Below are 23,277 nucleotides of genomic sequence, written 5' to 3' on the forward strand. Positions count from 1 at the left end.
AATCGGAAACGGATATGGCCGAAAACACCCAAATCGACGTCTCCAGGCTCACCTTCGAACGCGCCATTGAGGAGCTGGAGACGATCGTGAAACGGCTCGAGGACGGCAAGGTGCCGCTCGAGGAATCCGTGACGATCTACGAGCGCGGCGAAGCCCTGAAGCGCCGCTGCGAGGAACTCCTGCGCCAAGCCGAGGCGCGCGTCGACAAGATCACCACCGATGCCAGTGGCCAGGCCACCGGCACCGCACCGCTCGACGTGCAGTAAGGGCCGCGCGTCGGAGCCGCCCATTTCCTGCGGTGGCCGCTTGCAATTTTTCATGATCATGTGAGGTTCGGCTCGCGAGCTACGTGACCGCGCGCGATTGACGCGATCGCGATTCGCGCCGGAGAGCATTGCAGCTCCGTGAATCCACCCAAAATGGCCTCGCTCTCGCCCAAAAACCTGCCGAGGAACCGGGCAAGATCGGAACCCCTCCTGCGGCGCCACGATTAACCAAACTGGCCCGTGGGTTGCACCTGCATAGCCGTAATCGGCCCCGCGGGTTGGCTTTGGCCCAAGGTTTGGTGTAAAGCTGCGCGGAGTGTGGCTTTTTGTAAGCCTTGCGTGGGCACCGATTACCAACGACAAGCGCTTCAAACTGCTGATGAAATTGGTTGGGACGGACGAAGCCGATCTAAGTGACAGGGATCACAGAGACTGAACCGGAGCGCACCTAAGCTCACCTAAGCTTGAAGAAGGGGCTCGGCCCCATGCAGGTGGCTCCGACGGTTGAGGACTCGCGCTGCGCCGATATTGTGCAAACCCATCGCGCACCGGAATGACCTTCCGGCGCTGACAAATTGGAAATCGCCGTGAACGCATACAGTAAAACGCCGCTTCTCGACACCATCCAGACGCCGGACGACCTGCGCAAGCTCAAGATCGAGCAGGTTCGGCAGGTCGCCGACGAGCTGCGCCAGGAGACCATCGATGCCGTCTCGGTGACCGGCGGTCACTTCGGCGCGGGCCTCGGCGTGGTTGAGCTCACCACCGCGATCCATTACGTCTTCGACACGCCGCGCGACCGGCTGATCTGGGACGTCGGCCACCAGGCCTATCCGCACAAGATCCTCACCGGCCGGCGCGACCGCATCCGCACGCTGCGCACCGGCGGCGGCCTGTCCGGCTTCACCAAGCGCAGCGAGAGCGACTACGATCCGTTCGGCGCCGCGCATTCCTCGACCTCGATCTCCGCCGGCCTCGGCATGGCGGTGGCGCGCGACCTCTCGGGCGGCAAGAACAACGTTATCGCCGTGATCGGTGACGGCGCGATGTCGGCCGGCATGGCCTATGAGGCCATGAACAATGCCGGCGCGATGAACTCCCGCCTGATCGTCATCCTCAACGACAACGACATGTCGATCGCGCCTCCGGTCGGCGCCATGAGCGCCTATCTGTCGCGGCTCTATTCCGGCAAGACCTATCGCACGCTGCGCGAGGCCGCCAAGCAGATCAACAAGCGGCTGCCCAAGATCCTCGCCAACCGCGCCAACCGCGTCGAAGAATATTCCCGCGGCTTCATGATGGATGGCGGCACTCTGTTCGAGGAGCTCGGCTTCTATTACGTCGGCCCGATCGACGGCCATAACCTCGACCATCTGCTGCCCGTGCTGAAGAACGTCCGCGACATGGAGACCGGCCCGATCCTGGTCCACGTCGTGACGCAGAAGGGCAAGGGCTACGGTCCGGCGGAAGCCTCCGCCGACAAGTACCACGCTGTCGTCAAGTTCGACGTCGCGACCGGCACCCAGGCCAAGGCCAAGCCGAACGCGCCGGCCTATCAGAACGTGTTCGGCCAGAGCCTCGTGAAGGAAGCCGAGAAGGACGACAAGATCGTCGCCATCACCGCGGCGATGCCGTCCGGCACCGGCGTCGACATCTTCAACAAGGCGTTTCCGGACCGCACCTTCGACGTCGGCATTGCCGAGCAGCACGCGGTGACGTTTGCCGCGGGTCTTGCGAGCGAAGGCTACAAGCCGTTCTGCGCGATCTACTCGACCTTCCTCCAGCGTGGCTACGACCAGATCGTGCATGACGTCGCGATCCAGAATTTGCCCGTCCGCTTCGCCATCGACCGGGCCGGCCTTGTCGGCGCCGACGGCGCGACGCATGCCGGCTCGTTCGACAATGCCTATCTCGGCTGCCTGCCGAACATGGTGATCATGGCGGCGGCCGACGAAGCCGACATGGTGCACATGGTTGCAACCCAGGTCGCGATCAACGACCGCCCCAGCGCGCTGCGCTATCCGCGCGGCGAAGGCCGGGGCATCGAGATGCCCGAGGTCGGCGTTCCCCTCGAAGTCGGCAAAGGCCGCGTGATCCGCCAGGGCAGCAAGATCGCCCTGCTCTCCTTCGGCACGCGTCTGGCCGAATGCGAGAAGGCGGCCGACGAGCTCGCCGCCCACGGCCTGTCCACCACGATCGCCGATGCGCGCTTCATGAAGCCGCTGGATACCGAGCTGGTGCTCAAGCTCGCCCGCGACCACGAGATCCTGATCACGGTCGAGGAAGGCGCGGTCGGCGGCTTCGGCTCGCATGTCGCCCAGTTCCTGACCGACCAGGGTGCGCTCGACAGCGGCATGGTGCGCTTCCGCTCCATGGTGCTGCCCGACGTGTTCCAGGACCACGACACGCCGGCCGCGATGTACGGCCGCGCCGGTCTCGACGCCAAGGGCATCGTCGCAAAGGTGTTCGAGGCGCTCGGCAAGGATGTGAAGACCGAGACGGTCATGCTCGCCTGAGCTTGCTTCCTTCACCTCTCCCGCTTGCGGGAGAGGTCGCGCCGAAGGCGCGGGTGAGGGCTTTCTCCTCTTGGGGGTTCTCGCTTGCGGAAACACCCTCTCCCCAACCCTCCCCCGCAAGCGGGGGAGGGAGCGCAGTTTTCGTCGCGGCTTATAGCTCGTCTGATTTCTTCAGAGCAGTCACCCCATGAAAGTCTATCTGGCAGGCCCAGACGTGTTCCTGCCGGACGCAGTCGAAATTGGCCGACAGAAGGTCGCGATCGTGCGGTTCACGGGCTCGCCGGCCTCTATCCCCTCGACAACGCCATCGATCTCACCGCCCCCGACGCCTCGCGGCAGATCTTTACCGGCAACGAGGCGATGATGGATCGGGCCGATGCCATCATCGCCAATCTCACCCCGTTCCGCGGCGCCGGGGCCGATCCCGGTACCGTCTATGAGCTCGGCTACATGGCCGGTCGCCGCAAGCTTTGCCTGGCCTATTCCAACGATGGCGCCGTCTATGCCGACCGCGTCGGGCGCCTCGTCGATGTCGTGCGTGAAGACGGACGGCTGGTCGATGCGCAGGGGCTGACAGTCGAGGACTTTGGCCTCGCCGACAATCTCATGATGATCCATGCGCTGGAACTGCATGGCTGCCCGCTGGTGAGCCCGGCAGAGATGCCCATCGACGTCTGGCATGATCTTGCCGCGTTCGAGACTTGCGTCCGGATCGCGGCCGCGCGACTTATCACTACATAGACGCTTCAATCGTCTCCGGAGAGCGTGATGTCCCCTTCCCGCAAGCGCGCGGATGTTCTGCTGGTCGAACGCGGCCTGTTCGAAAGCCGGGCGCGGGCGCGCGCGGCGATCGAGGCCGGGCTCGTCACCGCGGATGCCAAGCCGGTCGCAAAGCCATCGGAGACCATCGCCGAGGACGCCGTGATCCAGGCCGAGCCCGCGCATCCCTATGTCTCGCGCGGCGGCGTCAAGCTCGCCGGCGCGCTGGAGCGCTATCCGATCGAGATCGAGGACCATGTCTGCCTCGACGTCGGCGCCTCCACCGGAGGCTTCACCGAAGTGCTGCTCGCTAACGGCGCGAGCCTCGTGTTCGCGGTCGATGTCGGCCGCGACCAATTACATCCCTCGTTGCGTGGGCATTCGAAAATCGTCTCGATGGAGGAGACCGACATCCGCACCTATGAAGGTAAGCGGCTGCCGGCGCGGCCCGATGTCGTGGTCATCGACGTCAGCTTCATCTCGCTGAAGACAGTGCTGCCTGTGGCGCTGTCGCTTGCCGCAGCGCCCATGAGCCTGCTCGCGCTGATCAAGCCGCAGTTCGAGGCCGAGCGGAAGCACAACAAGAAGGGGATCATCCGGGACGCTGCCGTGCACCAGGAGATCTGCGACGACGTCGCGGCGTTCGCGGCCTCGCTCGGCTGCACCGACATCGAGGTGTTTCCCTCGCCGATCACGGGCGGGGACGGCAACATCGAATTCTTCCTGGGCGCGCGCCGTGGTTGAGCGCCTCAAGATCGATCACGTCGGCCATCGCGGCGACGGCGTCTCGCTCGCTGCGGGCGATGCGATCTATGTGCCCTATACGCTCGGCGGCGAGACCGTCGAGGTCGATCATGTCGTGGGCCACCATCCCGATCGCCGCAAGCTGCTCGCAGTCGATGTCGCAAGCCCCGCGCGCATCGTACCGTTCTGTCCGCATTTCGGCGTCTGCGGCGGCTGTGCCATCCAGCATTGGGCAGCCGAGCCGTACCATGCCTGGAAGCGCAGCATCGTGGTTGAGACACTGGCGCAGGCCGGCATCGATTGCGAGGTCGCGCCGCTGGTCGATGCCCATGGGAGGGGGCGCAGGCGTGTCACGCTGCACGGCCGGTTCGGCACGCATGACATCCTCAAGGTGGGTTTTGCGGCGGCGAACTCGCACGACGTTATCCCAATCCATCGCTGTCCCATCCTCGATCCCGCGCTCGACGGTGCGCTCGATGCCGCCTGGGCACTGGCCGAGCCGCTGACCTCGAAGATGCCGGTGACAAAACCGCTCGACATCCAGGTCACCGCCACCGCCAACGGCCTCGATGTCGATGTGCGCGGCTCCGGCCCGCTGCCGACGGCGATCATCACGGCGCTCTCCCGGGTCGCCGAGCAGCATCGGCTGGCGCGGCTGACGCGACACGGCGAACTGGTGCTGCAACGTTTGCCACCGACCCTGCAGATGGGCCGCGCCGAAGTGACGCTGCCGCCCGGCTCGTTCCTGCAAGCAACCGCCGCTGGCGAACAGACGCTGGCCGCGCTCGTCGTCGAGCGTGTCGGCAAGGCCAAGGAGGTTCTCGACCTCTTCTGCGGCGTCGGCCCGTTCGCGCTTCGGCTTGCGGAGAAGGCCCGCATCACCGCCTGTGACAACGATGCAGGCGCGATCGCTGCGCTGGCAAAAGCGGCGCACACACCCGGCTTGAAGCCGATCAAGGCCGAGCCGCGCGACCTGTTCCGCCGCCCGCTGGTGCCGCAGGAGCTGCGCGACTTCGACGCCGTCGTGTTCGACCCTCCGCGCCAGGGCGCGCAGGCGCAGGCGCTAAAACTCGCCGCGAGCAAGGTACCGGTCGTCGTCGCGGTATCCTGCAATGCCGCGACATTCGCCCGCGATGCACGGCTGCTGATCGACGGCGGCTACAGGATCGAGACCGTGGTGCCGGTCGACCAGTTCCGGCACACGCCGCATGTCGAACTGGTCGCGCGATTTACGCGGTAGTGGGTTAACTTCGCTCGCCCCAGAAATTGCCGGGCCTGCGCTTGTGTAGGGCAGAGACCCGCCGATCACCGACCAATCGACTGGCCCGTGGCCTGCCGAGGCAGGAGCAAGAGCCCTCCTGCTACGCCTCCGAGCGAGGCAACGGTCGCCGCCGCAAACAACCAGCTGAAGCCGCCCGTCGGATTTGCGGGGTCGAGCAGCACCCCGAGCACGGCGATGCCGAGGGCAAATCCGGCCTGTCTCGCCACGATCGTGACGGCCGATGCCATGCTCGCCATCTCCGCCGGCACCAGGGCAACGACCGCTCCGGAAAGCTGCGGATGGGCGAGCGCGGCGCCGACGCCGATTGCGACCATGCCGAACACGATTTGAGCGAATTGATGAGCGGAGCCGGCGGCGGCGACCATGAGGCTCGCATTGCCCATCGCGACGAGGACAAGGGCCATCGCGAAGCACCATCGCCATCCCACGCGATTGACGAGGCGCCCGCCCAGAGGTGGCACGACCAGCATGGGCAATGTCGCGCACAGCAGCGCCACGCCGATTGTCCGGGACGACCAGCCAAAGACCCCTGTCAGAAACAGCGGCAAGTAAACCAGGATCGCCCAAAACCCGATCGACACCGCGAAAAGCAGCACGCCGACGCCGACCACGGCAGGCTGCGCGAACACGACCGGGTCGAAGATCGCCTGTTCGCGCCGCCTTTGCTGCGCGACAAACAGCGCCATCAGCAGGAGGCCGGCCGCCAATCCGCCTGCAAGTGTGGTCGTTGACGATCGCGCCAGGAGTAGCGCCTCGATCACGGCACAGAGCGCCGCCGTCAGAAGGACCATGCCTGCAAAATCCAGCTTTCGCGGCGAAACCGCCCGTTCTTCGCCGACCAACCGGGGAACACCCCAGGCGACCATGGCACAGGCCGGCAGGTTGATCAGGAAGATCCAACGCCAGCCGACCCACGCAGAGACCAGCCCGCCGATGGTCGGGCCCAAGGCCATCGCGATTTCCCGACATCACGCCCAGCCACGCGAATGCCCGCGTACGCGCTGCGGGACCGGAGTACGCACTTGCGATCAATGCGATGGCGGCAGTCACGAGGAACGCTGCTCCGATGCCCTGCACCGCGCGCGCGGCCCATAGGCTTGGGCCATTCGACGCGACGCCACAGCCCAACGATGCGATTGCGAACACGACGTTTCCGCCCAGCATCGACCGGCGCCGGCCATAACGATCCGCCAGCGCACCTGCGACCAGCAACGAACCGGTGAAGGCGAGGCTGTAGGCGTCCATCGTCCAAGCGTAACCGGAGATGCCGAGGTCAATCTCCTGGGCGATGGCAGGCAAGGCCATGACCACCGCCGTGATGTCGAAATTGGTGAGGAAGGCCGCAAGGCCCAGAGCCAGCACGGGCAATAGCGACGGTGGAGCGCTCACGGCGCTACCCTCTGCGGTCATGGATGCATTCGTCATGGAGATTTCGGATCGATCCCTGTTTCGCGATTTCACGCCGGCGGCCCGATCAAGACGATGTCACCTATTCACGTCATCATGAATCTCGTTCATACTGGCATGATGCGTGCGCTGCCGCCCTTCGATGGTCTGGTCGCTTTCGATGCCGCCCTTCGGCATCGAAGCATGACGCTCGCGGCCAAGGAGCTCGGTCTGACGCAGAGCGCCGTCAGTCACCGGCTGAAGAAGCTCGAGGTATTCATCGGCGCGGAGCTGCTCCGTCGGAGCGGAGCCGGACTGTCCCCAACCGAGGCGGGTGGCACATTGGCTGACGGCCTGAGCAAGCTTCTCGACGACATGGCCGGATTGCGCGCTCGTTCGCGCGCCTCGGCACGCCCGACGATGCTCAAGGTAGGCGTCGGATCCGCGCTCGCGGATTATTGGCTGGTACGGCGGCTTCCGCGCTTCGCGTCCGCGCATTCCGGCCTGGCGCTGGAACTTGTCGCGGTCGCAAGCGACGCGCAGGCGCGCGCCGCAGACGTCGATGTGCAAATTCTCTGGCTCCCGCGCTTGCAGGCGCGGGCAAGCTCGACGCAGCGGCTGCTGTTCAACGAGAGTGTCTTTCCCGTGGCGACCCGATCCCTGCTTCCGGGCGGCCGGCCGCTGCGCAACGCGGCCGGACTTACAGCTCTTCCCATCATTCACAAGGGGCCGGCCGGGCGAAACGACGGAGCGGAGTGGTCCTGGTCCGTGTGGTTCGAGCGGTTGGGTATCGCAACTGCGGTTCCCGGTGGACTGAGATTCGACACGATCGGCACGGCGCTTGCCGCCGCGCTCCAGGGCGGCGGTGTCGTACTCGCACGATCACTGCTCGTAACCGACGCCATCGGCGACCGCCGCCTCTGCCGGGTCCTGTCCCCGGAATGGGACATGCCATCGAGCAAGACTCACGTCATCCGATGGCCTGCATCGCTGTGCGGCGACAGGCGCGTCAAGCAGTTCGCCGACTGGATTGCGCGCGAGGCTACCGCGGGCGGCCGGTTGTGATGGCGCCGCGCAACGCCAATCGATCGGCGCGCCGGTGCGACCGTCCGTGTGCAGCGATTGCATCTGGAAGCGCATGAACAGCGAGCGGCGATCTCCGCCGCACTGTCGAAGCGTCGCGGTGTCCTGCAATGCCGGGACATTCGCCCGCGACGCGCGGCTTGGATCGAGACCGTGGTGCCAGTTGACCAGTTCCAGTACACGCCGCATGTCGAGCTGGTCGCGCGGTTTACGCGGTAGTTTTATTGTTTGAGCATGACCTCCGCGCAAACGCGTTCCGCGTTTGTCGCGAGGGGAAACCGCTACACACTTTCCCGGGTCATGCCTTAGCGGCGAAGACCGCCAAAAACCGGCGACTCGCCCGGCAACATGGACGAGTTGATATCGCTGTCCATGCGCCCCGACTGCTGTTGGGTGTAACCGACCCCGAACGACAGGCTGAGGTTGGAGGTCGGCTTGAATTCGACCCCCGCAAACGCGCCATAGCCCGGCGAGGTGCCGGAAGTGAGCGGCGCAAGCGAACTGCCAATACCGTTGACGTATTTCAGCGTGTCGAAGCCGGCGAAGAACGTGACCGGCAGGCCGCCCGCAGTCTTGTAGTTGTAACCGAGCTGCGTGCTCTCATACGAGAGCGCACTGAAATTGCCCGACGCTCCGCCTTGGCTGATGCCGTTCGAACCCGCGTTGCCGCGTTCGCTTCCGACAAAGAAACCGCTCTGAAAATTTTGGCGGCCGTCGGCAGTGAAGCTTGGAAAGTTACCGTAAGTTTCGGAGCTCTGGCCGGCACTGCCACTGAGGGCGAAAGGCCCGCCCGGTATCCAATACCTCAGGGGCGAAACTTGCGCATGAACCGGCGCTCCGCCCAGGCAAAGCACCGCGAACAGAGTTGCAAAACCACATGAACCTGCGAGTCTGAACATTCCGGCTACCGTCAAAAAGTCCTTGGATTATACCCTCCGGACAGCAGGAATGCCAGTGAGTGGCGCCGCCCTCAGCCGGGCGCGCGGGCGACGTAGCCCGTCCTGAGCCCCGGCACGAATCCGCATCCCTCATAGAAGCGATGCACGCGCGGATCCTTGCGGCCGCTTTGCATCAGGACGTGGTGGCAGTCCTTGCGCCAGGCTTCAGCCAGCGCCGCCGCGACCACAGCCCGTCCATGGCCGCGCCCCTGATATTCGGGATGGGTCACGACATTTTCGAGGAAACCGTGGCCCCGGCCGGCACGCAACAGGTTCGGCGCGGTGATGAGCATACAGGTAGCGACGATTCTGTCCGCCTCTTCCGAGACCAAGACGGCGAGATCGCCGCGGGACAGTATCTGTCGCCAGATATCCGCCGCTCGCTCCAGCGGCTCGGCGGCCGCACTGACCTCCGAGACGCGAAACAGATCGAGCAGCGCGAGAAGATCGGACTCTCGAGCCCGTCTGGCGTTTCGCATATTGCGATCCTGCATTTGACCGGTCGCTCACAATCTGGCGGCGGTGTCGTGTCGACGAATGTAACCTGATTCCCATCGCGGTCGGCGATGACCTGCGCACACTTGCTGCACGGCCATGCCGATGCCGCAGCCTCGCCCGGCGCCGATCTCCTTGCCTCGTTCGCGCCGCAACGTAAGCTGGCGTTGATCAAGGCGACGCGAGTCCGCCGGGATGGGAGGATGACGATGAAATATCTGGGCCTGGCGCTGGTTGTACTGCTCACGGTGACGACCTCGGGAGCCGGCCGTGCCAGCGAGCCAATCCGCTTCGCGCCTTTGAAACCTGACGACCTCTCCCCGCCGCAGAAAGAATGGGCCGACGCGATCGCGACGCCTCCGCGCAATGCCAAAATCACCAACCCGCCCTACCGCGCCTACATCCGCAATCCGGAGCTGGCGCCAAAACTCTCGGCGATGTCGGACTATCTGCGCTGGAACTCTCGTCGCTCCCGGCGCGGCTCAGCGAATTCGCCATCCTCATCACCGCGCGGCTGTGGACGGCACACTATGAATGGTTTGCGCATTATCCGCTCGCCATGAAGGCCGGGCTCGATCCGCAGGTCGCCAAGGACATCGCGAACGGCGTGCGGCCACAGGCGATGAAGGACAACGAAGCCGCCCTCTACGACCTCGCGATGGCGCTCTATCACGACAAGAAGGTGTCTGACGAGGTCTACCGGGCGGCGCAGCAAAAGTTCGGCGAGCACGGCATCATGGATATCATCGGTCTGATCGGCTATTACGACCTGGTCTCGATGACGCTGATCACGATGCAGGCGGAGGCGCCGAACGACAGCGTGCCGCCGCTGCCACCGCTTGCCGCCAAATAGCGCCGCTCGAGTTCAGGCCGTCTTGTCCACCGAGGACGATGTATCGGACGGCGGATACTTCGTCACGGGCACCATGAAGGATTTGGTGCCGACCTGGTAGATGATCTTGCCGTTCTGGCCATCGTCCGTGGCGATCTGCGCCTGTCCGAACATGATGACGTTCTTGTAGACGATGCCGGTGCCCTGGCGGGTGATGCCATCGGTGGTGACGCTGACCTGGGCTTCGTTGCCGTTGACGGACAGAATGCGAAAGCTCGCGCTCTTGCCATTGTCGCTCGAATAGCCGCCCCAGCTTCCGATCAGGCGGCTGTCAGAGGCCGGCGGCGCCTGCTTCTCGAGGGACGCGGTCTGCTTGCCAGCGCCCGCTGAGGACAAGAGCACCAAGTTCTTGCCGTCCTTGGTGCCGACCGTGACCGTGCCGAAGGTGATAAGCGCGCCACTGACCTGGCCAAAACCGCGCTCGGTGTGCCCGTTATGGGTGTACTCGACCTGCGCCCGGGCACCGCGGATGTTCACCACCTTGAAGCCGACGGCCTGGTTGTTGCCCGCCCAATTGCCCTTCCATTCACCGAGCAGAGCGCTCTGGTGATAGACGCGCTCGTTGGCTGGAGAAATCTGGCTGGTGCTCTGCGTGACGATGGCCATTGGATTGCTCGGCGGACCAGTTTGACAAACCCGCGTTTGTGCGCGCGCCGGTCAGCAATGTCAGGACATTGACGGAAACAACTGGAAACAACCGGATTAGGGCCACCCACCGATTAACGAACGGTTAAATTCAACCGGCGGTCGAAATGAGGCAAATGGCCTCATCGGGGTAGCATCTCAGCGTCCCCAGCGGTCCGACCAGATCTTCTCGCCGATCATGCAGCTGACGCGCGGCTCCTTGTCCGCCACCGGCACCACCGGGCGCTCCGGCGTGCGGCCCGCAACCTCCATCAAGAGTTTCGTGCGGATCGCTTCCTTGAACTTGTCGCGGTCCTTGATCGTGATCACGAAGGAGCCGGGGCCGCCGATGACGCAGTCCTCGTAGTAGTAATCGAGATTGTCGATATCCATGGTCGAATAGGACGGCTCCTTGACCATGATCGGCAGGCCGTTGATGACGATGCCTTTCTCGACCGCGGCGTCGCGGGCCACCGTGACCGGACCGCCATTGTTGTTGGGGCCGTCGCCGGAGATGTCGATCACGCGGCGAATCCCGTGATAGGGATCCTCGTCGAGCAGCGGCATCGCAAAGCTGATCGCGCCGGAAATCGAGGTGCGCGAGGCGCGGCGGATTGGCGTCTTCATGATTTCGGCCGCGACAGCATCCGCGGTCTCCGGTCCGTCGATCAGCCGCCAGGGGATGATGATCTTCTGGTCGGTCGAGGCGGCCCACTCGAAATAGGTCACCGCGATCCTGCCGTTCGGCCCCAGCTTCAACGCCTGCAAGAATTCCTTCGACTGGATCGCCTGCGCATAGCCTTCGCGCTGGATCGCGAGCTCGTCCATGTCCATGGAGTAGGAGACGTCGACCGCGAGGACCAGCTCGACGTCGACCGTCTGCGCGTCCTTGTCGGCGGCCTGCCGCTGCGGCTGATTTTTAGGCGGCTCAAACTTCGGCGGTTCAAATTTAGATCCTGGTGCAGCGATGCCCGCGACATCCCCTCCGGCAAGCACGCCGGCCACCAGCACAGCCCCGATCGAGAACAGCAATCGCATCGCAGTCTCCCGTCGTATGACGCGATGGTGACATGCAATCGCCTTGCCGCAAAGTACGAAGATCGCTTGCGCTTCACATTCGAGTTAGGAATTTCGTCGTTGCGCAAAGCTGCCGCCATGTCGCCACGCTCGCGCCGCTGCGCATCGATCTCTACGCGCGTCATTCCGGGGACGGCTCAAATGAGCCGAACCGGAATGACGAGTCCTGAACAGCATCCTGGGACAGCATCCTCCCACCCTATTGTCCCGCGCGGTTTCCATGCTAGGCTGGCCGCACAGATGGGGATGGAGTCCCCCGGCAACCGCTCGGCGGTCGATGATCGTAGTGGGCTGATGATTCCTGCTCGAGGTGAGGCAATCTTTTCAGCCTCTGCCTTTGGCGGGAGCATGGACGAACCCGCCAATGGCGGGTTTTTTGTTGCCTGATGACGAAGGCCGGAACGTGACGACGATCAGACCGAATGCTGCGCGTGCCGGGCTTCCCAGAGGAATCTGGGTGCTCGGCTTCGTCTCGATGCTGATGGACATCTCCTCGGAGATGATCCACGCGCTGCTGCCGGTCTATCTCGTCACCGTGCTCGGCGCCTCCACGCTCACCGTCGGCTTCATCGAGGGCATCGCGGAAGCGACCGCCTCGATCACGAAGATCTTTTCCGGCGCGCTGTCGGACTGGCTCGGCCGGCGCAAGCTGCTCGCCGCGCTCGGCTACGGTCTCGCCGCCCTTACCAAGCCGCTGTTCCCGCTCGCTCCCAGCGTCGGGTGGCTGGTCGCCGCCCGCTTCGTCGACCGCGTCGGTAAAGGCATCCGCGGCGCGCCGCGCGATGCGCTGATCGCCGACATCGCGCCAGTAGGCCTGCGTGGCGCAAGCTTCGGCCTGCGGCAATCGCTCGACACCATCGGCGCCTTCATCGGGCCGCTCGCGGCGATCGGCCTGATGTGGTGGACCGCGGACAATTTTACCGCCGTGTTCTGGGTTGCGGTGCTGCCGGCGTTCCTGTCCTTCGGACTGATCACGTTTGCGGTGAGCGAGCCGGAGCCGGACGCGGGGCAGGAGCCTGCGAAGAATCCGCTCAACACGGCAGCGATGCGGCAGCTCGGGGCGATGTACTGGCGTGTCGTGGCGGTCGGCGTCGTCTTCACGCTGGCGCGCTTCAGCGAGGCCTTTCTGATCCTGCGGGCGCAGAACATCGGGCTCAATCCGATGTGGGTGCCTGCGGTGCTGGTGCTGATGAACATCACTTACGCGCTGTCGGCCTATCCGGCCGGCGTATTGTCGGACCGCATCAACCGGACCGGCCTGCTCGCGATCGGCCTCGTCTTCCTCGCCGGGGCCGATCTTGCGCTCGCCCTGCTGCCGAGCCTTGCGGGCCTGGCGCTCGGCGTCATGCTCTGGGGCCTGCATATGGGGCTGACGCAGGGCCTGCTCTCGGCCCTCGTCGCCGACACCGCGCCACCAAACCTGCGCGGCACCGCATTCGGCTATTTCAACCTGTTCACGGGGCTCGCACTGCTGGCCGCGAGCGTGATCGCCGGCGCGCTGTGGGACGCCTACGGCCCGGTCGGCACGTTCCTCGCCGGGCTCGGCTTCGCACTGGTCGCGCTTGCGGGGTTGTTCGTGATCGGCGATGGACTGGCAACGGAGCGCGAATGATGAGGGGAGACTATTCGTCGTGCTGAGCGGAGTGATCGCGATCGTGATCGGCAGCGTGTTCGGCGGCTGCACGCGCTATTTCGTCTCCGGCGCGATCGCGCGACGGCTGGGCGAAACCTTCCCCTGGGGCACCATGACCATCAACGTCACCGGCGCCTTCCTGATCGGCATCTTCGGGGCGCTGGCCACCCATCCCGGCTCGGTCTTCGCCTCGCCCAACCCATGGCTGTTCGCGGTCACTGGGTTCCTCGGCTGCTACACCACCGTCTCGTCGTTCAGCCTGCAAACGCTGACGCTCGCGCGCAACGGCGAGCCGCTCGCCGCGCTCGGGAATGTTGCGTTCTCGGTCGGGCTGTGCCTCTTCGCCGTCAGTTGCGGTTTCCTCCTCGCAGACACTCTCGGAGGCTAGTCACACATGACCGTCTCCTCCTCGACCGACCGTTGGCGCAGCGCGATGCTCTATGCCTGGGTTTCCGCCGGCAGCATCGTCGGCGGGCTGACGCGCTATCTGGTCGGGCTCGCACTCGACACAGGTCCCGGCTTTCCGTTTGCGACACTCTTCATCAATGCCACGGGATCGCTGATCATCGGCTTCTACGCGACGCTGACCGGCCCCGACGGGCGTATGCTGGCGCGGCCGGAGCACCGGCAGTTCGTCATGACCGGGTTCTGCGGCGGCTACACCACCTTCTCGGCCTTCAGCCTGGAGACCTTCCGCCTGTTCCATGGCGGCATGAAATCGACGGCGCTCGCCTATGTCGCGGCATCCGTCGTCTGCTGGCTGGTGTCGGTATCGCTCGGGCATATGATGGCGAGCCGCTACAACCGCTTGAAAAGGAGCTGATCATGCAAATTCCCAGTCAGGCAGTCTCGCTCCGGATCTTCATCGGCGAGAGCGACCATTTCGACGGTAAGCCGCTTTATGAAGCGATCGTGATCAGGGCGCGCGAGCTGCACCTCGCCGGCGCCACGGTGCTGCGCGGCCCGATGGGTTTTGGCAAGTCGAGTCGGCTGCACACCTCGAAGATCCTGCGGCTGTCGGAGGATCTGCCGCTGCTGATCGAGATCGTCGACAGCGAGCACAACATCAACGCATTCCTGCCCATCCTGGATGGCATGATGTCGAGCGGGCTGATCACCTTGGAGAAGGTCCAGGTTCTGCAATATGGTGAGAGGACCGCACGCTGAGCACCGCGGCTGAACCGAGCCCGCCGTTTCCGGGAGGCGGAATGAACGACACCGTTACCAAGCCGAAAACCAGGACGAAGACCAAGGTCGAGCGTCCGAAGCTGCACAAGGTCATCCTGATCAACGACGACTTCACGCCGCGCGAGTTCGTCACCATGATCCTGAAGGCCGAATTCCGCATGACCGAGGATCAGGCCTACAAGGTCATGATCACCGCGCACAAGCTCGGCGCCTGCGTCGTCGCGGTCTTTACCAAGGACGTCGCCGAGACCAAGGCCACACGCGCAACGGATGCCGCCCGCACCAAGGGCTATCCGCTGCTGTTCACGACGGAGCCGGAGGAATAGGGCATGGGTCGGGACGCGACGATGAATCAGCCTGATTGATCACGCTTCAGGCCATCACCACCGACGTCTCTTCGGCGAGCCCGTACACGCGCTGCGCCTTGGAGAATCCCGCGATCGGAAATTCGCCGAGCTCGCGCCAGCCGTCGTTGCAGACACTGGCAAAACCTTCGGACGCCACGACGGTCCGCCCTGTCCGGCCCGCGATCTTCTCCAACCTTGCCGCGAGATTGACCGCGGGGCCGATGCAGGTGAAGTCGAGCCGGTTGCCACCGCCGATATTGCCGTAGAGGATGTTGCCGACATGCAGCGCGACGCCGAAGCGGAAGCGCTCGATGACGTCGCCGACGGGATAAGCGAGCGCCCCGACGCTGGCGCGGGATTCGCGCGCCGCTTCCAGCACGCGCGAACAGACATGCGCGGCGTCGCCGACATATTCGTCGATCGGAAAAACCGCGAGCAGGCCGTCGCCCATGAATTTCAATACCTCGCCGCCATGGCCGCGGATCGCGGTCACCTGGCAGTCGAAGTAGTGGTTGAGGATCTCGACCACCGTCTCGGCCGGCAGCCGGTCCGACAGCGCGGTGAAGCCGCGCAAATCCGAGAGCCAGATCGCAGCCTGCATGGTGTCGTTATGGCCGCGGCGGATCTGGCCGCCGAGGATGCGCGCGCCGGCGCGGTTGCCGACATAGGTGTCGAGCAGCATCGCGGCGGTGCGGCGCAGGCTGATGATCTCGCTGACGCGCGCGAGCGGCGTCATGATGGAGTGGATCGCCGCGATGTGGTTGTCGCTGAAGCCGCCGGGACGCCGCGTGGTCCAGCTACAGGCGTGAACCGAGCCGTCGAGAAACCGCATCGGCGTCGCGACGTAGTCGGTCACGCATTCGGCACGCATGTCGTCGAGGAACGGAAAGCGTTTGCTGTCGGGATCGTCCATGCGTCCCCTGACCTCCAGCCCCTCCTCGAACACGATCCGGAGCGGGCTCTTGGCAAATTCCGGCGTGTCCAGGATCTCGAAATCGACCGTACCGATCTCGACCTCCTGGCCCTCGCGCCAGATGAAGTTGCGGCCGAAGATCTCGGGGTGCAGCGTGCGGATGAAGATTCCGAACCGCCACAGCGGCAGGCCGGCTTCGACCAGATGTTCGCAGACATCCGCGATCATCTTGGCCGGCCCTCCTGACGACCTGGCGCCGTCGATCAGCCAGTTGATGATCCGTTGAAGCTCGGAGCTTTCCATGCCCGCATTTGCGGACGAAGTTGTGGAGCCGTCAAGCTGCACGGAGGACTAATGATGCCCCGTGAGGAAACAGTGACATGGATCTCTCGGCCGTCATCGTCGGCGCCCCGGCCATTTCAACCGGGACGCCGCGGGTTGTCGTTCATGCGGTTGGTCCTCGACGACCTGTGCCGGTCTCAAGCGGCTTGTGGCGCGTTGAGCTGCTGCAGGATCGACGCGAAATCGAGCCATACATTCTCGCGCTTGATCTGCCCGTCGGGCGCCATGTCGAATACGTGCAGCAGGCGGAAACTCAGTTTGCGCCCGTGGCCGCGAATACCGAACGGCGCACCGGGTGCGGTGCCTTCCCACAGACTCTCATCGACTACGAAGTCCGGCCCGTAGTAGCGCCGCAGCGTGGTCACCTTCTCGCCCGATAGCCCGACTTCGCGGATTCGCGCTCGAAATCGCGGATTTTGAGATTTTTTGCTCGGCTAAGTGATTGATTTGCAAGGAGCGAGGTCGTCGGATTCGGCCGAAAATGGCTGTAGTGAAGACCTACCCGATTCCCAAGGGCGGGATGATGCGGATAGATTCTGCGCGTCATGTTCCTGCGACGCACCGAGCGAAAGAAGAACGGCAAGGCGCACCATTACTGGAACGTCGTCGAGAGCAAGCGGCTCGACGACGGACGCGTGGTACAGCGGCATGTGCTGTATCTCGGCGAGATCAACTCTTCGCAGGCGGCGGCCTGGCGCAAGGCGATCGAGGTGTTCGACGAGGATGCCGGCCGCCCGCGGACACTGGCGCTATTCCCGGAGGATCGATGCGATGCGGTCGCAGGCGATGCGTCTGTCGTTCAGCTTCGCCTGTCCGAGATGCAGCTTCGTCGCCCACGCCAATGGGGCGCGTGCTGGCTGGCCGGGCAGTTGTGGCAGGAACTTCAGCTTGATCGGTTCTGGGCCGATCGGTTGCCCCCGAGCCGCAAGAAGACGAGGTGGGATCAAATCCTGCAAGTGCTCGCGACCTATCGGCTGATCGCGCCGGGCAGCGAATGGCGGCTACATCGGCAATGGTTCGGCAACAGCGCGATGGCCGATCTCTTGGGGACTGACTTCGGCCTGGCTGAAGAGCACAAGCTCTATGCCTGCCATGACCTGTTGCTCGAGCATAAGGAGGCGCTGTTCTCGCATCTGGTCGGGCGTTGGCGCGATCTGTTCAACGCCGACTTCGACGTGCTGCTGTACGATCTGACCAGCACCTACTTCGAGGTCAACGCCTCGGACTTGCCGCAAGGCAGCAAGCGCCGCCACGGCTACAGCCGCGACAAGCGGCCGGACTGCCCGCAAGTCGTGATCGCGCTGGTGGTGACGCCGGACGGCTTGCCGCTGGCTTACGAGGTGCTGCCCGGCAACACCGCCGACAGCAAGACGCTGCGGATGTTCCTGGGCAAGATCGAACTGCAATATGGCAAGGCGCGGCGGGTCTGGGTGATGGATCGCGGCGTGCCGACCGAGGCGGTGCTGGCCGAGATGCGCAACAGCGATCCGCCGGTGCAGTATCTGGTGGGAACGCCGAAGGGACGCCTGAACCGGCTGGAGAAGCACCTGCTGCAAAAGCCATGGCAGGAGGCGCGGGAGGGCGTGAAGGTGAAGCTGTTGGCCGAGGACGGCGAGCTTTATGTCTTCGCGCAAAGCGCCGATCGGGTCACCAAGGAACGCGCGATGCGGCGGCGGCAGTTGAAGTGGCTGTGGAGGCGGCTCCGGCAAATCGACGCGATGGAGGTCACGCGCGAAGAGCTGCTGATGAAACTCGGCGGCGCGCGTTCGAAGGCGCCGGCCGCCTGGCGTCTGGTTGATATCGAGATCGACAAGGAGCGCCCGAGCTTCACCTTCGCGCTCAATCGCAAGAAGCTGCGAACGACACGGCGGCGCGAAGGCCGCTACCTGCTGCGCACCAATCTCAGCGACAACGATCCCGCCCAACTATGGCAATACTACACCCAGCTCGTCGCCGTCGAAGAGGCCTTCCGCAATCTCAAAGGCGACCTGGCGATCCGTCCGGTCTTCCATCAGGACGAGAAGCGGATCGAAGCCCACATCTTCATCGCCTTCCTGGCCTACTGCATGCAGATCACGCTGACCCGTCGCCTTCATGCGCTGGCGCCCGGGCTGACCGCGCGCAGCGCGCTCGAAAAGTTCGCCGCCGTCCAGATGATCGACGTCCATCTGCCGACCACCGACGGGCGCGAGATCCTGCTCACTCGCTATACCCACCCAGAACCCGAACTGCAGCTCCTGATCGACCGGCTGAAACTCCGCCTGCCACCGCAGCCGCCGCCCAGGATCACCACAGCCGCCGTCACCCAAGCCAACCGCCGTAGTGAAGACCTTTTGACATAAGCCTTTGATTTACAACGACCGGGTATCTTCAAAACCCGCCAATCCGCGAAGACGGGATAGGTCGGCGAATAAGGCGTCGTAGAAGCCGCGAGCGGCGGTTTTGCCGCGCACCGGGCCGGTTGGATTGCCGACGACGTCGTGCTCGACGTCATCCACTATCGTGCTCAAAACGCCATCGACGTTGTCTTCGGCCTCGAAACGGAAGTGGCGATCGATCATGCGATCGAAGGTCTGCTGCAATTCGGCGTTCATGGGTTTCCTTTGGCTGGATAATGGTCTATAAGGAGACACTTTTCTCTTAATAAGACGCATGTCTCATATGTCCGACAAGAAGTCAAGCCGCCGCGCCGATGCGGTCGAGACTGATGGCCGCGCAAACCAGAAGCGCCGCACGCGCCAAGCCCTGATCGACGCCGCGATGGCGTTTCGCGACGAGGGGCGCAACCCCACGTTTGCCGAAGTGGCCGAGCGTGCGCTGGTGTCACGCGCCACGGCCTATCGCTACTTCTCGTCGGTCGAGGCTCTGATCAGCGAGACAGCGACCGAACGTGGATTGCTGCCGTTGGAGCACTTCTGGCACTCTGGCGACGACGCGGCGGACGGCATCTCGCGTGCCGCGCGCGAAATGATGAAACTGTTACTTGATGACGAAGTCGGCCTGCACGTGATGGAGCGCTCGTTCATGGCCGTATGGCTCGACAACGATCCGAGCGGGCGGCCGCCGCGGCCCGGCCGGCGAATGAAATACATCGAGCCGATCGTCGAGTCGCTGAAAGGGGAGCTCGCGCCCTCGGCGCGCAAGCGCCTCGCGCACGCGCTGTCGATGGTGATGGGCAGCGAGGCCGCACTGGCGATCCGCGACATCGGTGGCGCCAGCGTCGACGAGGCGCTCGCCGCCGCCGCGTGGGCGGCGCAGGCGCTGGTGAACCAAGCGCGGATCGATGCTGCGGAGGCGCGCCGCAAATAAGCCGCGGCGCGAACGTTTCCGAAACGACCTTTGTCAGCGCCCGACTTGACCGCGGTCGCGCAGGAAATGATCCGCCAGCACGCATGCCATCATGGCTTCGCCGACAGGGACGGCGCGGATGCCGACGCAGGGGTCGTGGCGGCCCTTGGTCATGATCTCGGTGTCGGCGCCGTTGCGATCGACCGTCAAGCGCGGTTGCAGGATCGACGAGGTCGGCTTCACCGCGAAGCGCACCACCACCGGCTGTCCCGTGGAGATGCCACCCAGAACGCCACCGGCATGGTTGGACAGAAAGCGCGTGGCGTCATTGCCGGTGCGCATCTCGTCGGCGTTCTCTTCGCCGGTCAATTCGGCGGCGCCAAAGCCGGCGCCGATCTCGACGCCCTTCACCGCGTTGATGCTCATCATCGCGGAGGCGAGTTCGGCATCGAGCTTGGCGTAGATCGGCGCGCCCAATCCTGCCGGCACGCCTTCGGCGACGATCTCGAGCACTGCGCCGATCGAGGAGCCGCTCTTGCGGATGCCGTCGAGATAGGTCTCGAAGAATGCCGCCTTGTCCTTGTCGGGACAGAAGAACGGATTGTTGGCGATCTCGTCCCAGTCCCACTTGTCGCGGTCGATCTTATGCGCGCCCATCTGCACCAGCGCGCCGCGCACCTTGACGTCGGGCAGCACCTTTCGCGCGATGGCACCGGCGGCGACCCGCATCGCGGTCTCGCGCGCCGAGGAACGGCCGCCGCCGCGATAATCGCGCAGGCCGTATTTGGCCTCGTAGGTGAAATCGGCGTGGCCGGGGCGAAACTTGTCCTTGATCTCGGAATAGTCCTTCGAGCGCTGGTCGGTGTTCTCGATCAGAAGCCCGATCGGCGTGCCCGTCGTCACCTGCACGCCGGTTTCCGGATGCGCCATCACGCCGGAGAGGATCTTGACCTGGTCCGGCTCCTGACGCTGTGTGGTGAAGCGCGACTGGCCGGGCCGGCGCCGATCGAGGTCACGCTGGATGTCGGCCTCGGTGAGCGGGATCAGGGGAGGACAGCCGTCGACCACGCAGCCGATCGCCACCCCGTGGCTCTCGCCAAAGGTGGTGACGCGGAACATGTGGCCGAAGGTGTTGAAGGACATCGCGGCTCGCTCGTAAGTCAGTTCTGACTTGTCGTAACGCGCCCTGATATGAGGGTCAAATGCCGCCACGTCGTGGCCGGGCTTGTCCCGGCCATCTACGATCTTAGCCCCGCGAGAAAGTGCGTGGATGCCCGGGACAAGCCTGGACAAGCCCGGGCATGACGGCGGAGGAAGCAGCTCCGCGGTTAACTATGCTTCTCCAGCCGGCCGTCGCGGAACACGTAGACGGCGCCCTGCTCGATATAGAGCTCGGCGGCGCTGGCCGGGGTTTCGATGCCGAGGGCGACCATCAGGGCCCGGCAGGTGCCGCCATGGGCGACCGCGACCGTGTCGACCAGCAGCGACTCGTGCCAGTCGAGCATGCGGGCCTGCACGTCGGCATAGGTCTCGCCGCCGCTTGGGCCCACCGTCCATTTGTCGGCAAGGCGCCTTGCATAGACCTCGGGATCGGATGCCTCGCTCTCGGCCAGCGTCAGTCCCTCCCAGACGCCGTAGCCGATCTCGCGCAGGCGATCGTCGAGCGAATAGTCGGCAGGCGGCAATTCGAGCTTGGCCCGCGCGAGCTCTATGGTCATGCGCGCGCGGCCGAGCGGGCTCGACACGTAAGGCAGCGCCGCCCTGTCCTGTCCATCGCGTTTGAAGAGATCGGCCAGGATACCCGCGGCGTGGACGGCCTGGCCGCGGCCGCGTGCGTTCAGCGGAATGTCCCTGGTGCCCTGGAGCCGCCCGAGCGCATTCCACTCGGTCTCGCCGTGGCGAAGGAAGTAGATCGTGGGCGCGGGCATTGCTGGTGAAGATTAGTCCTTGCCGAACGAGATGTCCGGGGCGTCAGGCCGCTTCATGCCGAGCACGTGGTAGCCGGAATCGACGTGATGCACCTCGCCGGTGACGCCGCGCGACAGGTCGGAGAGGAAATACAGCGCGCTGCCACCGACATCCTCGGTCGACACGTTGCGCCGCATCGGCGCGTTGTGCTCGTTCCACTTCAGGATATAGCGGAAATCGCCGATGCCGGAGGCGGCGAGCGTCTTGATGGGCCCTGCCGAGATCGCGTTGACGCGGATATTCTTCTCGCCGAGGTCGGCCGCGAGATAACGCACGCTGGCTTCCAGCGCAGCTTTTGCCACGCCCATCACGTTGTAATGCGGCATCCACTTCTCGGCGCCGTAATAGCTGAGCGTGATGATCGAACCGCCGTCGGTCATCAGCTTCTCGGCGCGCTGCGTGACCGCGGTCAGCGAGTAGCAGGAGATCAGCATCGACTTGGTGAAATTCTCCTGCGTGGTGTCGACGTAGCGCCCGTCGAGCTGCTCGCCATAGGCGATCGCGTGCACCAGGAAGTCGATCTTGCCCCACTTCTCCTGCAGCACCGCGAACGCGGCGTCGATGGTCGCGGCGTCGGTGACGTCGCAATGGCCGAGTACGAGCCCGCCGATCTCAGCGGCGAGCGGCTCGACGCGCTTCTTCAGCGCATCGCCCTGGTAGGTGAACGCGAGCTCGGCGCCGGCGGCGTGGCATGCCTTGGCGATGCCCCAGGCGATCGAGCGGTTGTTGGCAACGCCGAGGATCACCCCCCGCTTGCCCTGCATCAGACCTGAATTCTGCGCCATTTTCTTGATGTCCCATCGAGCGGGGTTGAGGTCTGGAGGTACACCAGCCCTCCTGCGCGGTACAGTCCTAATACGCGGCGTTAACGCTGTTCCGAGCGCCGGAATAGCCGTTCCGTTCGGGTGTTATGATCGTTGAGGCGCTCGCGCCGAATGTCAGGACGTCAAGACGGCAATGATTGCATTTCGTCAGAGCGTGGAAGCCATGATCCCGGCGTTACGCCGCTACGCCCGCGCGCTGACGCGCGACGCGGATGCGGCCGACGATCTGGTGCAGGACACCTTGGTGCGTGCGTTGCGTTCGGAGCGATTGTTTCTCGGAGGCGACATCAGGAGCTGGCTCTACACGATCCTGACCAACCTCAACAAGAACCGACGGCGCTCGCTGGCAAGGCGACCGCAATTCATGCAACTGACGGATAACAACCCGGATGCCAGCGGGACCGAAGCCGAAGGGCGCGACATCGAGAGAGCGCTGGCCACCCTCGTCGAGGAGCAGCGCTCGGTGCTGCTGCTGGTGATGCTGGAGGGCATGAGCTACCGCGAGGTCGCCGACATCCAGGGCGTGCCGATCGGAACCGTGATGTCGCGCCTGGCGCGGGCGCGCGCCCACGTTAAAGCGTCGCTGGAGGGTGAGCGCCCGTCGCTCAGGCGGGTGAAATGATGGCAGGGTTAATGCATCGCGCATGTCGCGTCCTCTGCGCGCAGAGGGACAAAACGCAGGTAAGCCGCGAACGATATTTTGGGCCGCAGA

26 protein-coding genes, 2 pseudogenes and 1 riboswitch are annotated in these 23,277 nt (G+C 64.5%); of the genes and pseudogenes, 16 read left to right on the forward strand and 12 right to left on the reverse strand.

What is annotated here, in order from left to right:
- Nucleotides 1-14 precede the first annotated feature (14 nt).
- The 5 genes and pseudogenes from IVB18_RS36690 to IVB18_RS36710 all read left to right on the forward strand — a co-directional run bounded on the left by IVB18_RS36690 (nt 15) and on the right by IVB18_RS36710 (nt 5,525).
- Nucleotides 15-266: an exodeoxyribonuclease VII small subunit gene (locus IVB18_RS36690; protein ID WP_027516568.1), complete on the forward strand. Its 252-nt coding sequence runs from the start codon at nt 15-17 to the stop codon at nt 264-266.
- A 587-nt stretch (nt 267-853) separates the two neighbouring features.
- Entirely contained in the window at nt 854-2,782 is a 1,929-nt protein-coding gene (gene dxs / locus IVB18_RS36695) for a 1-deoxy-D-xylulose-5-phosphate synthase (RefSeq protein WP_247985138.1), read from the forward strand.
- 187 nt (nt 2,783-2,969) lie between these two features.
- Nucleotides 2,970-3,523: pseudogene (locus tag IVB18_RS36700) on the forward strand (nucleoside 2-deoxyribosyltransferase).
- A gap of 27 nt (nt 3,524-3,550) precedes the next feature.
- Nucleotides 3,551-4,285, forward strand: a complete 735-nt coding sequence (locus IVB18_RS36705; protein WP_247985139.1) for a TlyA family RNA methyltransferase — start codon at nt 3,551-3,553, stop codon at nt 4,283-4,285.
- Nucleotides 4,278-5,525 carry a methyltransferase gene (locus IVB18_RS36710; RefSeq protein WP_247985140.1) on the forward strand — a complete coding sequence of 416 codons (1,248 nt, stop codon included), beginning with the start codon at nt 4,278-4,280 and terminating at the stop codon, nt 5,523-5,525. The genes IVB18_RS36705 and IVB18_RS36710 overlap by 8 nt, the downstream gene beginning before the upstream one ends.
- A gap of 65 nt (nt 5,526-5,590) precedes the next feature.
- Here IVB18_RS36710 and IVB18_RS36715 read toward each other — a convergent pair whose 3' ends face one another.
- Both IVB18_RS36715 and IVB18_RS36720 read right to left on the reverse strand, forming a co-directional pair.
- Nucleotides 5,591-6,520, reverse strand: coding sequence for an MFS transporter (locus IVB18_RS36715; protein WP_247985141.1), 930 nt, complete (start codon nt 6,518-6,520; stop codon nt 5,591-5,593).
- Nucleotides 6,521-6,590: 70 nt separating this feature from the next.
- Nucleotides 6,591-6,992 (reverse strand): annotated as a pseudogene (locus IVB18_RS36720) (MFS transporter); the annotation flags it as partial.
- Nucleotides 6,993-7,049: 57 nt separating this feature from the next.
- On the opposite strand from IVB18_RS36720, the gene IVB18_RS36725 reads away from it, so the two are divergent.
- Nucleotides 7,050-8,018: a LysR substrate-binding domain-containing protein gene (locus IVB18_RS36725; protein WP_247985142.1), complete on the forward strand. Its 969-nt coding sequence runs from the start codon at nt 7,050-7,052 to the stop codon at nt 8,016-8,018.
- A 323-nt stretch (nt 8,019-8,341) separates the two neighbouring features.
- On the opposite strand, the gene IVB18_RS36730 is transcribed toward IVB18_RS36725, so the two are convergent.
- Nucleotides 8,342-8,935: a porin family protein gene (locus tag IVB18_RS36730; protein WP_247985143.1), complete on the reverse strand. Its 594-nt coding sequence runs from the start codon at nt 8,933-8,935 to the stop codon at nt 8,342-8,344.
- A gap of 71 nt (nt 8,936-9,006) precedes the next feature.
- Nucleotides 9,007-9,453, reverse strand: coding sequence for a GNAT family N-acetyltransferase (locus tag IVB18_RS36735; RefSeq protein WP_247985144.1), 447 nt, complete (start codon nt 9,451-9,453; stop codon nt 9,007-9,009).
- 102 nt (nt 9,454-9,555) lie between these two features.
- On the opposite strand from IVB18_RS36735, the gene IVB18_RS36740 reads away from it, so the two are divergent.
- Complete coding sequence (locus IVB18_RS36740; RefSeq protein ID WP_247985145.1) at nt 9,556-10,032, forward strand: hypothetical protein; 477 nt, start codon at nt 9,556-9,558, stop codon at nt 10,030-10,032.
- The gene (locus tag IVB18_RS36745) at nt 10,029-10,322 is read left to right on the forward strand and encodes a hypothetical protein (protein WP_247985146.1); all 294 of its coding nucleotides are present in this window, start codon (nt 10,029-10,031) and stop codon (nt 10,320-10,322) included. The genes IVB18_RS36740 and IVB18_RS36745 overlap by 4 nt, the downstream gene beginning before the upstream one ends.
- A 12-nt stretch (nt 10,323-10,334) precedes the next feature.
- On the opposite strand, the gene IVB18_RS36750 is transcribed toward IVB18_RS36745, so the two are convergent.
- On the reverse strand, nt 10,335-10,967 hold the full coding sequence (locus IVB18_RS36750) for a hypothetical protein (RefSeq protein WP_247985147.1): 633 nt from the start codon (nt 10,965-10,967) through the stop codon (nt 10,335-10,337).
- A 177-nt stretch (nt 10,968-11,144) separates the two neighbouring features.
- Nucleotides 11,145-12,023, reverse strand: a complete 879-nt coding sequence (locus IVB18_RS36755) for a DUF1194 domain-containing protein (RefSeq protein ID WP_247985148.1) — start codon at nt 12,021-12,023, stop codon at nt 11,145-11,147.
- Nucleotides 12,024-12,295: 272 nt separating this feature from the next.
- Nucleotides 12,296-12,373, forward strand: a riboswitch (Fluoride riboswitch).
- Between the two features lie 92 nt (nt 12,374-12,465).
- Between IVB18_RS36755 and IVB18_RS36760 the strand changes: the two genes are divergently transcribed.
- From IVB18_RS36760 to clpS, 5 genes are read left to right on the forward strand one after another with little or no spacing between them, the layout of a single operon-like run.
- The gene (locus IVB18_RS36760) at nt 12,466-13,674 is read left to right on the forward strand and encodes an MFS transporter (RefSeq protein WP_247985149.1); all 1,209 of its coding nucleotides are present in this window, start codon (nt 12,466-12,468) and stop codon (nt 13,672-13,674) included.
- Nucleotides 13,649-14,083 (forward strand): fluoride efflux transporter CrcB, encoded by a 435-nt coding sequence (gene crcB / locus IVB18_RS36765; RefSeq protein ID WP_247985150.1) that lies wholly within the window; start codon nt 13,649-13,651, stop codon nt 14,081-14,083. Before IVB18_RS36760 ends, crcB begins: the two co-directional genes overlap by 26 nt.
- Nucleotides 14,084-14,089: 6 nt before the next feature.
- Entirely contained in the window at nt 14,090-14,518 is a 429-nt protein-coding gene (locus tag IVB18_RS36770; protein ID WP_247985151.1) for a CrcB family protein, read from the forward strand.
- Nucleotides 14,519-14,520: 2 nt separating this feature from the next.
- Entirely contained in the window at nt 14,521-14,862 is a 342-nt protein-coding gene (locus IVB18_RS36775) for a DUF190 domain-containing protein (RefSeq protein ID WP_247985152.1), read from the forward strand.
- 41 nt (nt 14,863-14,903) lie between these two features.
- Nucleotides 14,904-15,209: an ATP-dependent Clp protease adapter ClpS gene (gene clpS, locus IVB18_RS36780; RefSeq protein ID WP_247985153.1), complete on the forward strand. Its 306-nt coding sequence runs from the start codon at nt 14,904-14,906 to the stop codon at nt 15,207-15,209.
- A gap of 46 nt (nt 15,210-15,255) precedes the next feature.
- On the opposite strand, the gene IVB18_RS36785 is transcribed toward clpS, so the two are convergent.
- Both IVB18_RS36785 and IVB18_RS36790 read right to left on the reverse strand, forming a co-directional pair.
- Complete coding sequence (locus tag IVB18_RS36785) at nt 15,256-16,446, reverse strand: adenylate/guanylate cyclase domain-containing protein (protein WP_247985154.1); 1,191 nt, start codon at nt 16,444-16,446, stop codon at nt 15,256-15,258.
- 176 nt (nt 16,447-16,622) lie between these two features.
- Nucleotides 16,623-16,850, reverse strand: a complete 228-nt coding sequence (locus tag IVB18_RS36790; RefSeq protein ID WP_247985155.1) for an ester cyclase — start codon at nt 16,848-16,850, stop codon at nt 16,623-16,625.
- Between the two features lie 180 nt (nt 16,851-17,030).
- Here IVB18_RS36790 and IVB18_RS36795 point away from each other — a divergent pair, with 180 nt between their 5' ends.
- A complete protein-coding gene (locus IVB18_RS36795; RefSeq protein ID WP_247983193.1) occupies nt 17,031-18,827 on the forward strand; it encodes an IS1634 family transposase in 1,797 nt (598 codons plus the stop codon).
- 9 nt (nt 18,828-18,836) lie between these two features.
- Here the strand turns inward: IVB18_RS36795 and IVB18_RS36800 are convergent, their stop codons facing one another.
- Complete coding sequence (locus IVB18_RS36800; protein ID WP_247985156.1) at nt 18,837-19,079, reverse strand: hypothetical protein; 243 nt, start codon at nt 19,077-19,079, stop codon at nt 18,837-18,839.
- A 67-nt stretch (nt 19,080-19,146) separates the two neighbouring features.
- Between IVB18_RS36800 and IVB18_RS36805 the strand changes: the two genes are divergently transcribed.
- Complete coding sequence (locus tag IVB18_RS36805) at nt 19,147-19,794, forward strand: TetR/AcrR family transcriptional regulator (protein ID WP_247985157.1); 648 nt, start codon at nt 19,147-19,149, stop codon at nt 19,792-19,794.
- A 33-nt stretch (nt 19,795-19,827) separates the two neighbouring features.
- Here IVB18_RS36805 and aroC read toward each other — a convergent pair whose 3' ends face one another.
- The 3 genes from aroC to fabI form a co-directional block, all read right to left on the reverse strand.
- Nucleotides 19,828-20,916 carry a chorismate synthase gene (gene aroC / locus IVB18_RS36810; protein WP_247985158.1) on the reverse strand — a complete coding sequence of 363 codons (1,089 nt, stop codon included), beginning with the start codon at nt 20,914-20,916 and terminating at the stop codon, nt 19,828-19,830.
- 185 nt (nt 20,917-21,101) lie between these two features.
- Nucleotides 21,102-21,701, reverse strand: a complete 600-nt coding sequence (locus IVB18_RS36815; RefSeq protein ID WP_247985159.1) for a histidine phosphatase family protein — start codon at nt 21,699-21,701, stop codon at nt 21,102-21,104.
- Nucleotides 21,702-21,713: 12 nt separating this feature from the next.
- Nucleotides 21,714-22,526 (reverse strand): enoyl-ACP reductase FabI, encoded by an 813-nt coding sequence (gene fabI / locus IVB18_RS36820; RefSeq protein WP_247985160.1) that lies wholly within the window; start codon nt 22,524-22,526, stop codon nt 21,714-21,716.
- 172 nt (nt 22,527-22,698) lie between these two features.
- Between fabI and IVB18_RS36825 the strand changes: the two genes are divergently transcribed.
- Nucleotides 22,699-23,187, forward strand: a complete 489-nt coding sequence (locus IVB18_RS36825) for a sigma-70 family RNA polymerase sigma factor (protein WP_247985161.1) — start codon at nt 22,699-22,701, stop codon at nt 23,185-23,187.
- Nucleotides 23,188-23,277 lie beyond the last annotated feature (90 nt).

Origin of the sequence: Bradyrhizobium sp. 186, assembly GCF_023101685.1 — a bacterium.
GTDB lineage: Bacteria > Pseudomonadota > Alphaproteobacteria > Rhizobiales > Xanthobacteraceae > Bradyrhizobium.

Coding starts and splice junctions, on each gene's coding strand:
- IVB18_RS36825 (WP_247985161.1), top strand. CDS start 22,699: ATGATTGCATTTCGTCAGAGCGTGGAAGCCATGATCCCGGCGTTACGC.
- IVB18_RS36815 (WP_247985159.1), bottom strand. CDS start 21,701: ATGCCCGCGCCCACGATCTACTTCCTTCGCCACGGCGAGACCGAGTGG.
- IVB18_RS36725 (WP_247985142.1), top strand. CDS start 7,050: ATGTCACCTATTCACGTCATCATGAATCTCGTTCATACTGGCATGATG.
- IVB18_RS36705 (WP_247985139.1), top strand. CDS start 3,551: ATGTCCCCTTCCCGCAAGCGCGCGGATGTTCTGCTGGTCGAACGCGGC.
- IVB18_RS36770 (WP_247985151.1), top strand. CDS start 14,090: ATGACCGTCTCCTCCTCGACCGACCGTTGGCGCAGCGCGATGCTCTAT.
- clpS (WP_247985153.1), top strand. CDS start 14,904: ATGAACGACACCGTTACCAAGCCGAAAACCAGGACGAAGACCAAGGTC.
- IVB18_RS36785 (WP_247985154.1), bottom strand. CDS start 16,446: ATGGAAAGCTCCGAGCTTCAACGGATCATCAACTGGCTGATCGACGGC.
- IVB18_RS36735 (WP_247985144.1), bottom strand. CDS start 9,453: ATGCGAAACGCCAGACGGGCTCGAGAGTCCGATCTTCTCGCGCTGCTC.
- IVB18_RS36755 (WP_247985148.1), bottom strand. CDS start 12,023: ATGCGATTGCTGTTCTCGATCGGGGCTGTGCTGGTGGCCGGCGTGCTT.
- IVB18_RS36800 (WP_247985156.1), bottom strand. CDS start 19,079: ATGAACGCCGAATTGCAGCAGACCTTCGATCGCATGATCGATCGCCAC.
- IVB18_RS36745 (WP_247985146.1), top strand. CDS start 10,029: ATGAAGGCCGGGCTCGATCCGCAGGTCGCCAAGGACATCGCGAACGGC.
- IVB18_RS36795 (WP_247983193.1), top strand. CDS start 17,031: ATGTTCCTGCGACGCACCGAGCGAAAGAAGAACGGCAAGGCGCACCAT.
- IVB18_RS36775 (WP_247985152.1), top strand. CDS start 14,521: ATGCAAATTCCCAGTCAGGCAGTCTCGCTCCGGATCTTCATCGGCGAG.
- IVB18_RS36690 (WP_027516568.1), top strand. CDS start 15: ATGGCCGAAAACACCCAAATCGACGTCTCCAGGCTCACCTTCGAACGC.
- IVB18_RS36805 (WP_247985157.1), top strand. CDS start 19,147: ATGTCCGACAAGAAGTCAAGCCGCCGCGCCGATGCGGTCGAGACTGAT.
- IVB18_RS36750 (WP_247985147.1), bottom strand. CDS start 10,967: ATGGCCATCGTCACGCAGAGCACCAGCCAGATTTCTCCAGCCAACGAG.
- fabI (WP_247985160.1), bottom strand. CDS start 22,526: ATGGCGCAGAATTCAGGTCTGATGCAGGGCAAGCGGGGGGTGATCCTC.
- aroC (WP_247985158.1), bottom strand. CDS start 20,916: ATGTCCTTCAACACCTTCGGCCACATGTTCCGCGTCACCACCTTTGGC.
- IVB18_RS36715 (WP_247985141.1), bottom strand. CDS start 6,520: ATGGCCTTGGGCCCGACCATCGGCGGGCTGGTCTCTGCGTGGGTCGGC.
- crcB (WP_247985150.1), top strand. CDS start 13,649: ATGGACTGGCAACGGAGCGCGAATGATGAGGGGAGACTATTCGTCGTG.
- IVB18_RS36730 (WP_247985143.1), bottom strand. CDS start 8,935: ATGTTCAGACTCGCAGGTTCATGTGGTTTTGCAACTCTGTTCGCGGTG.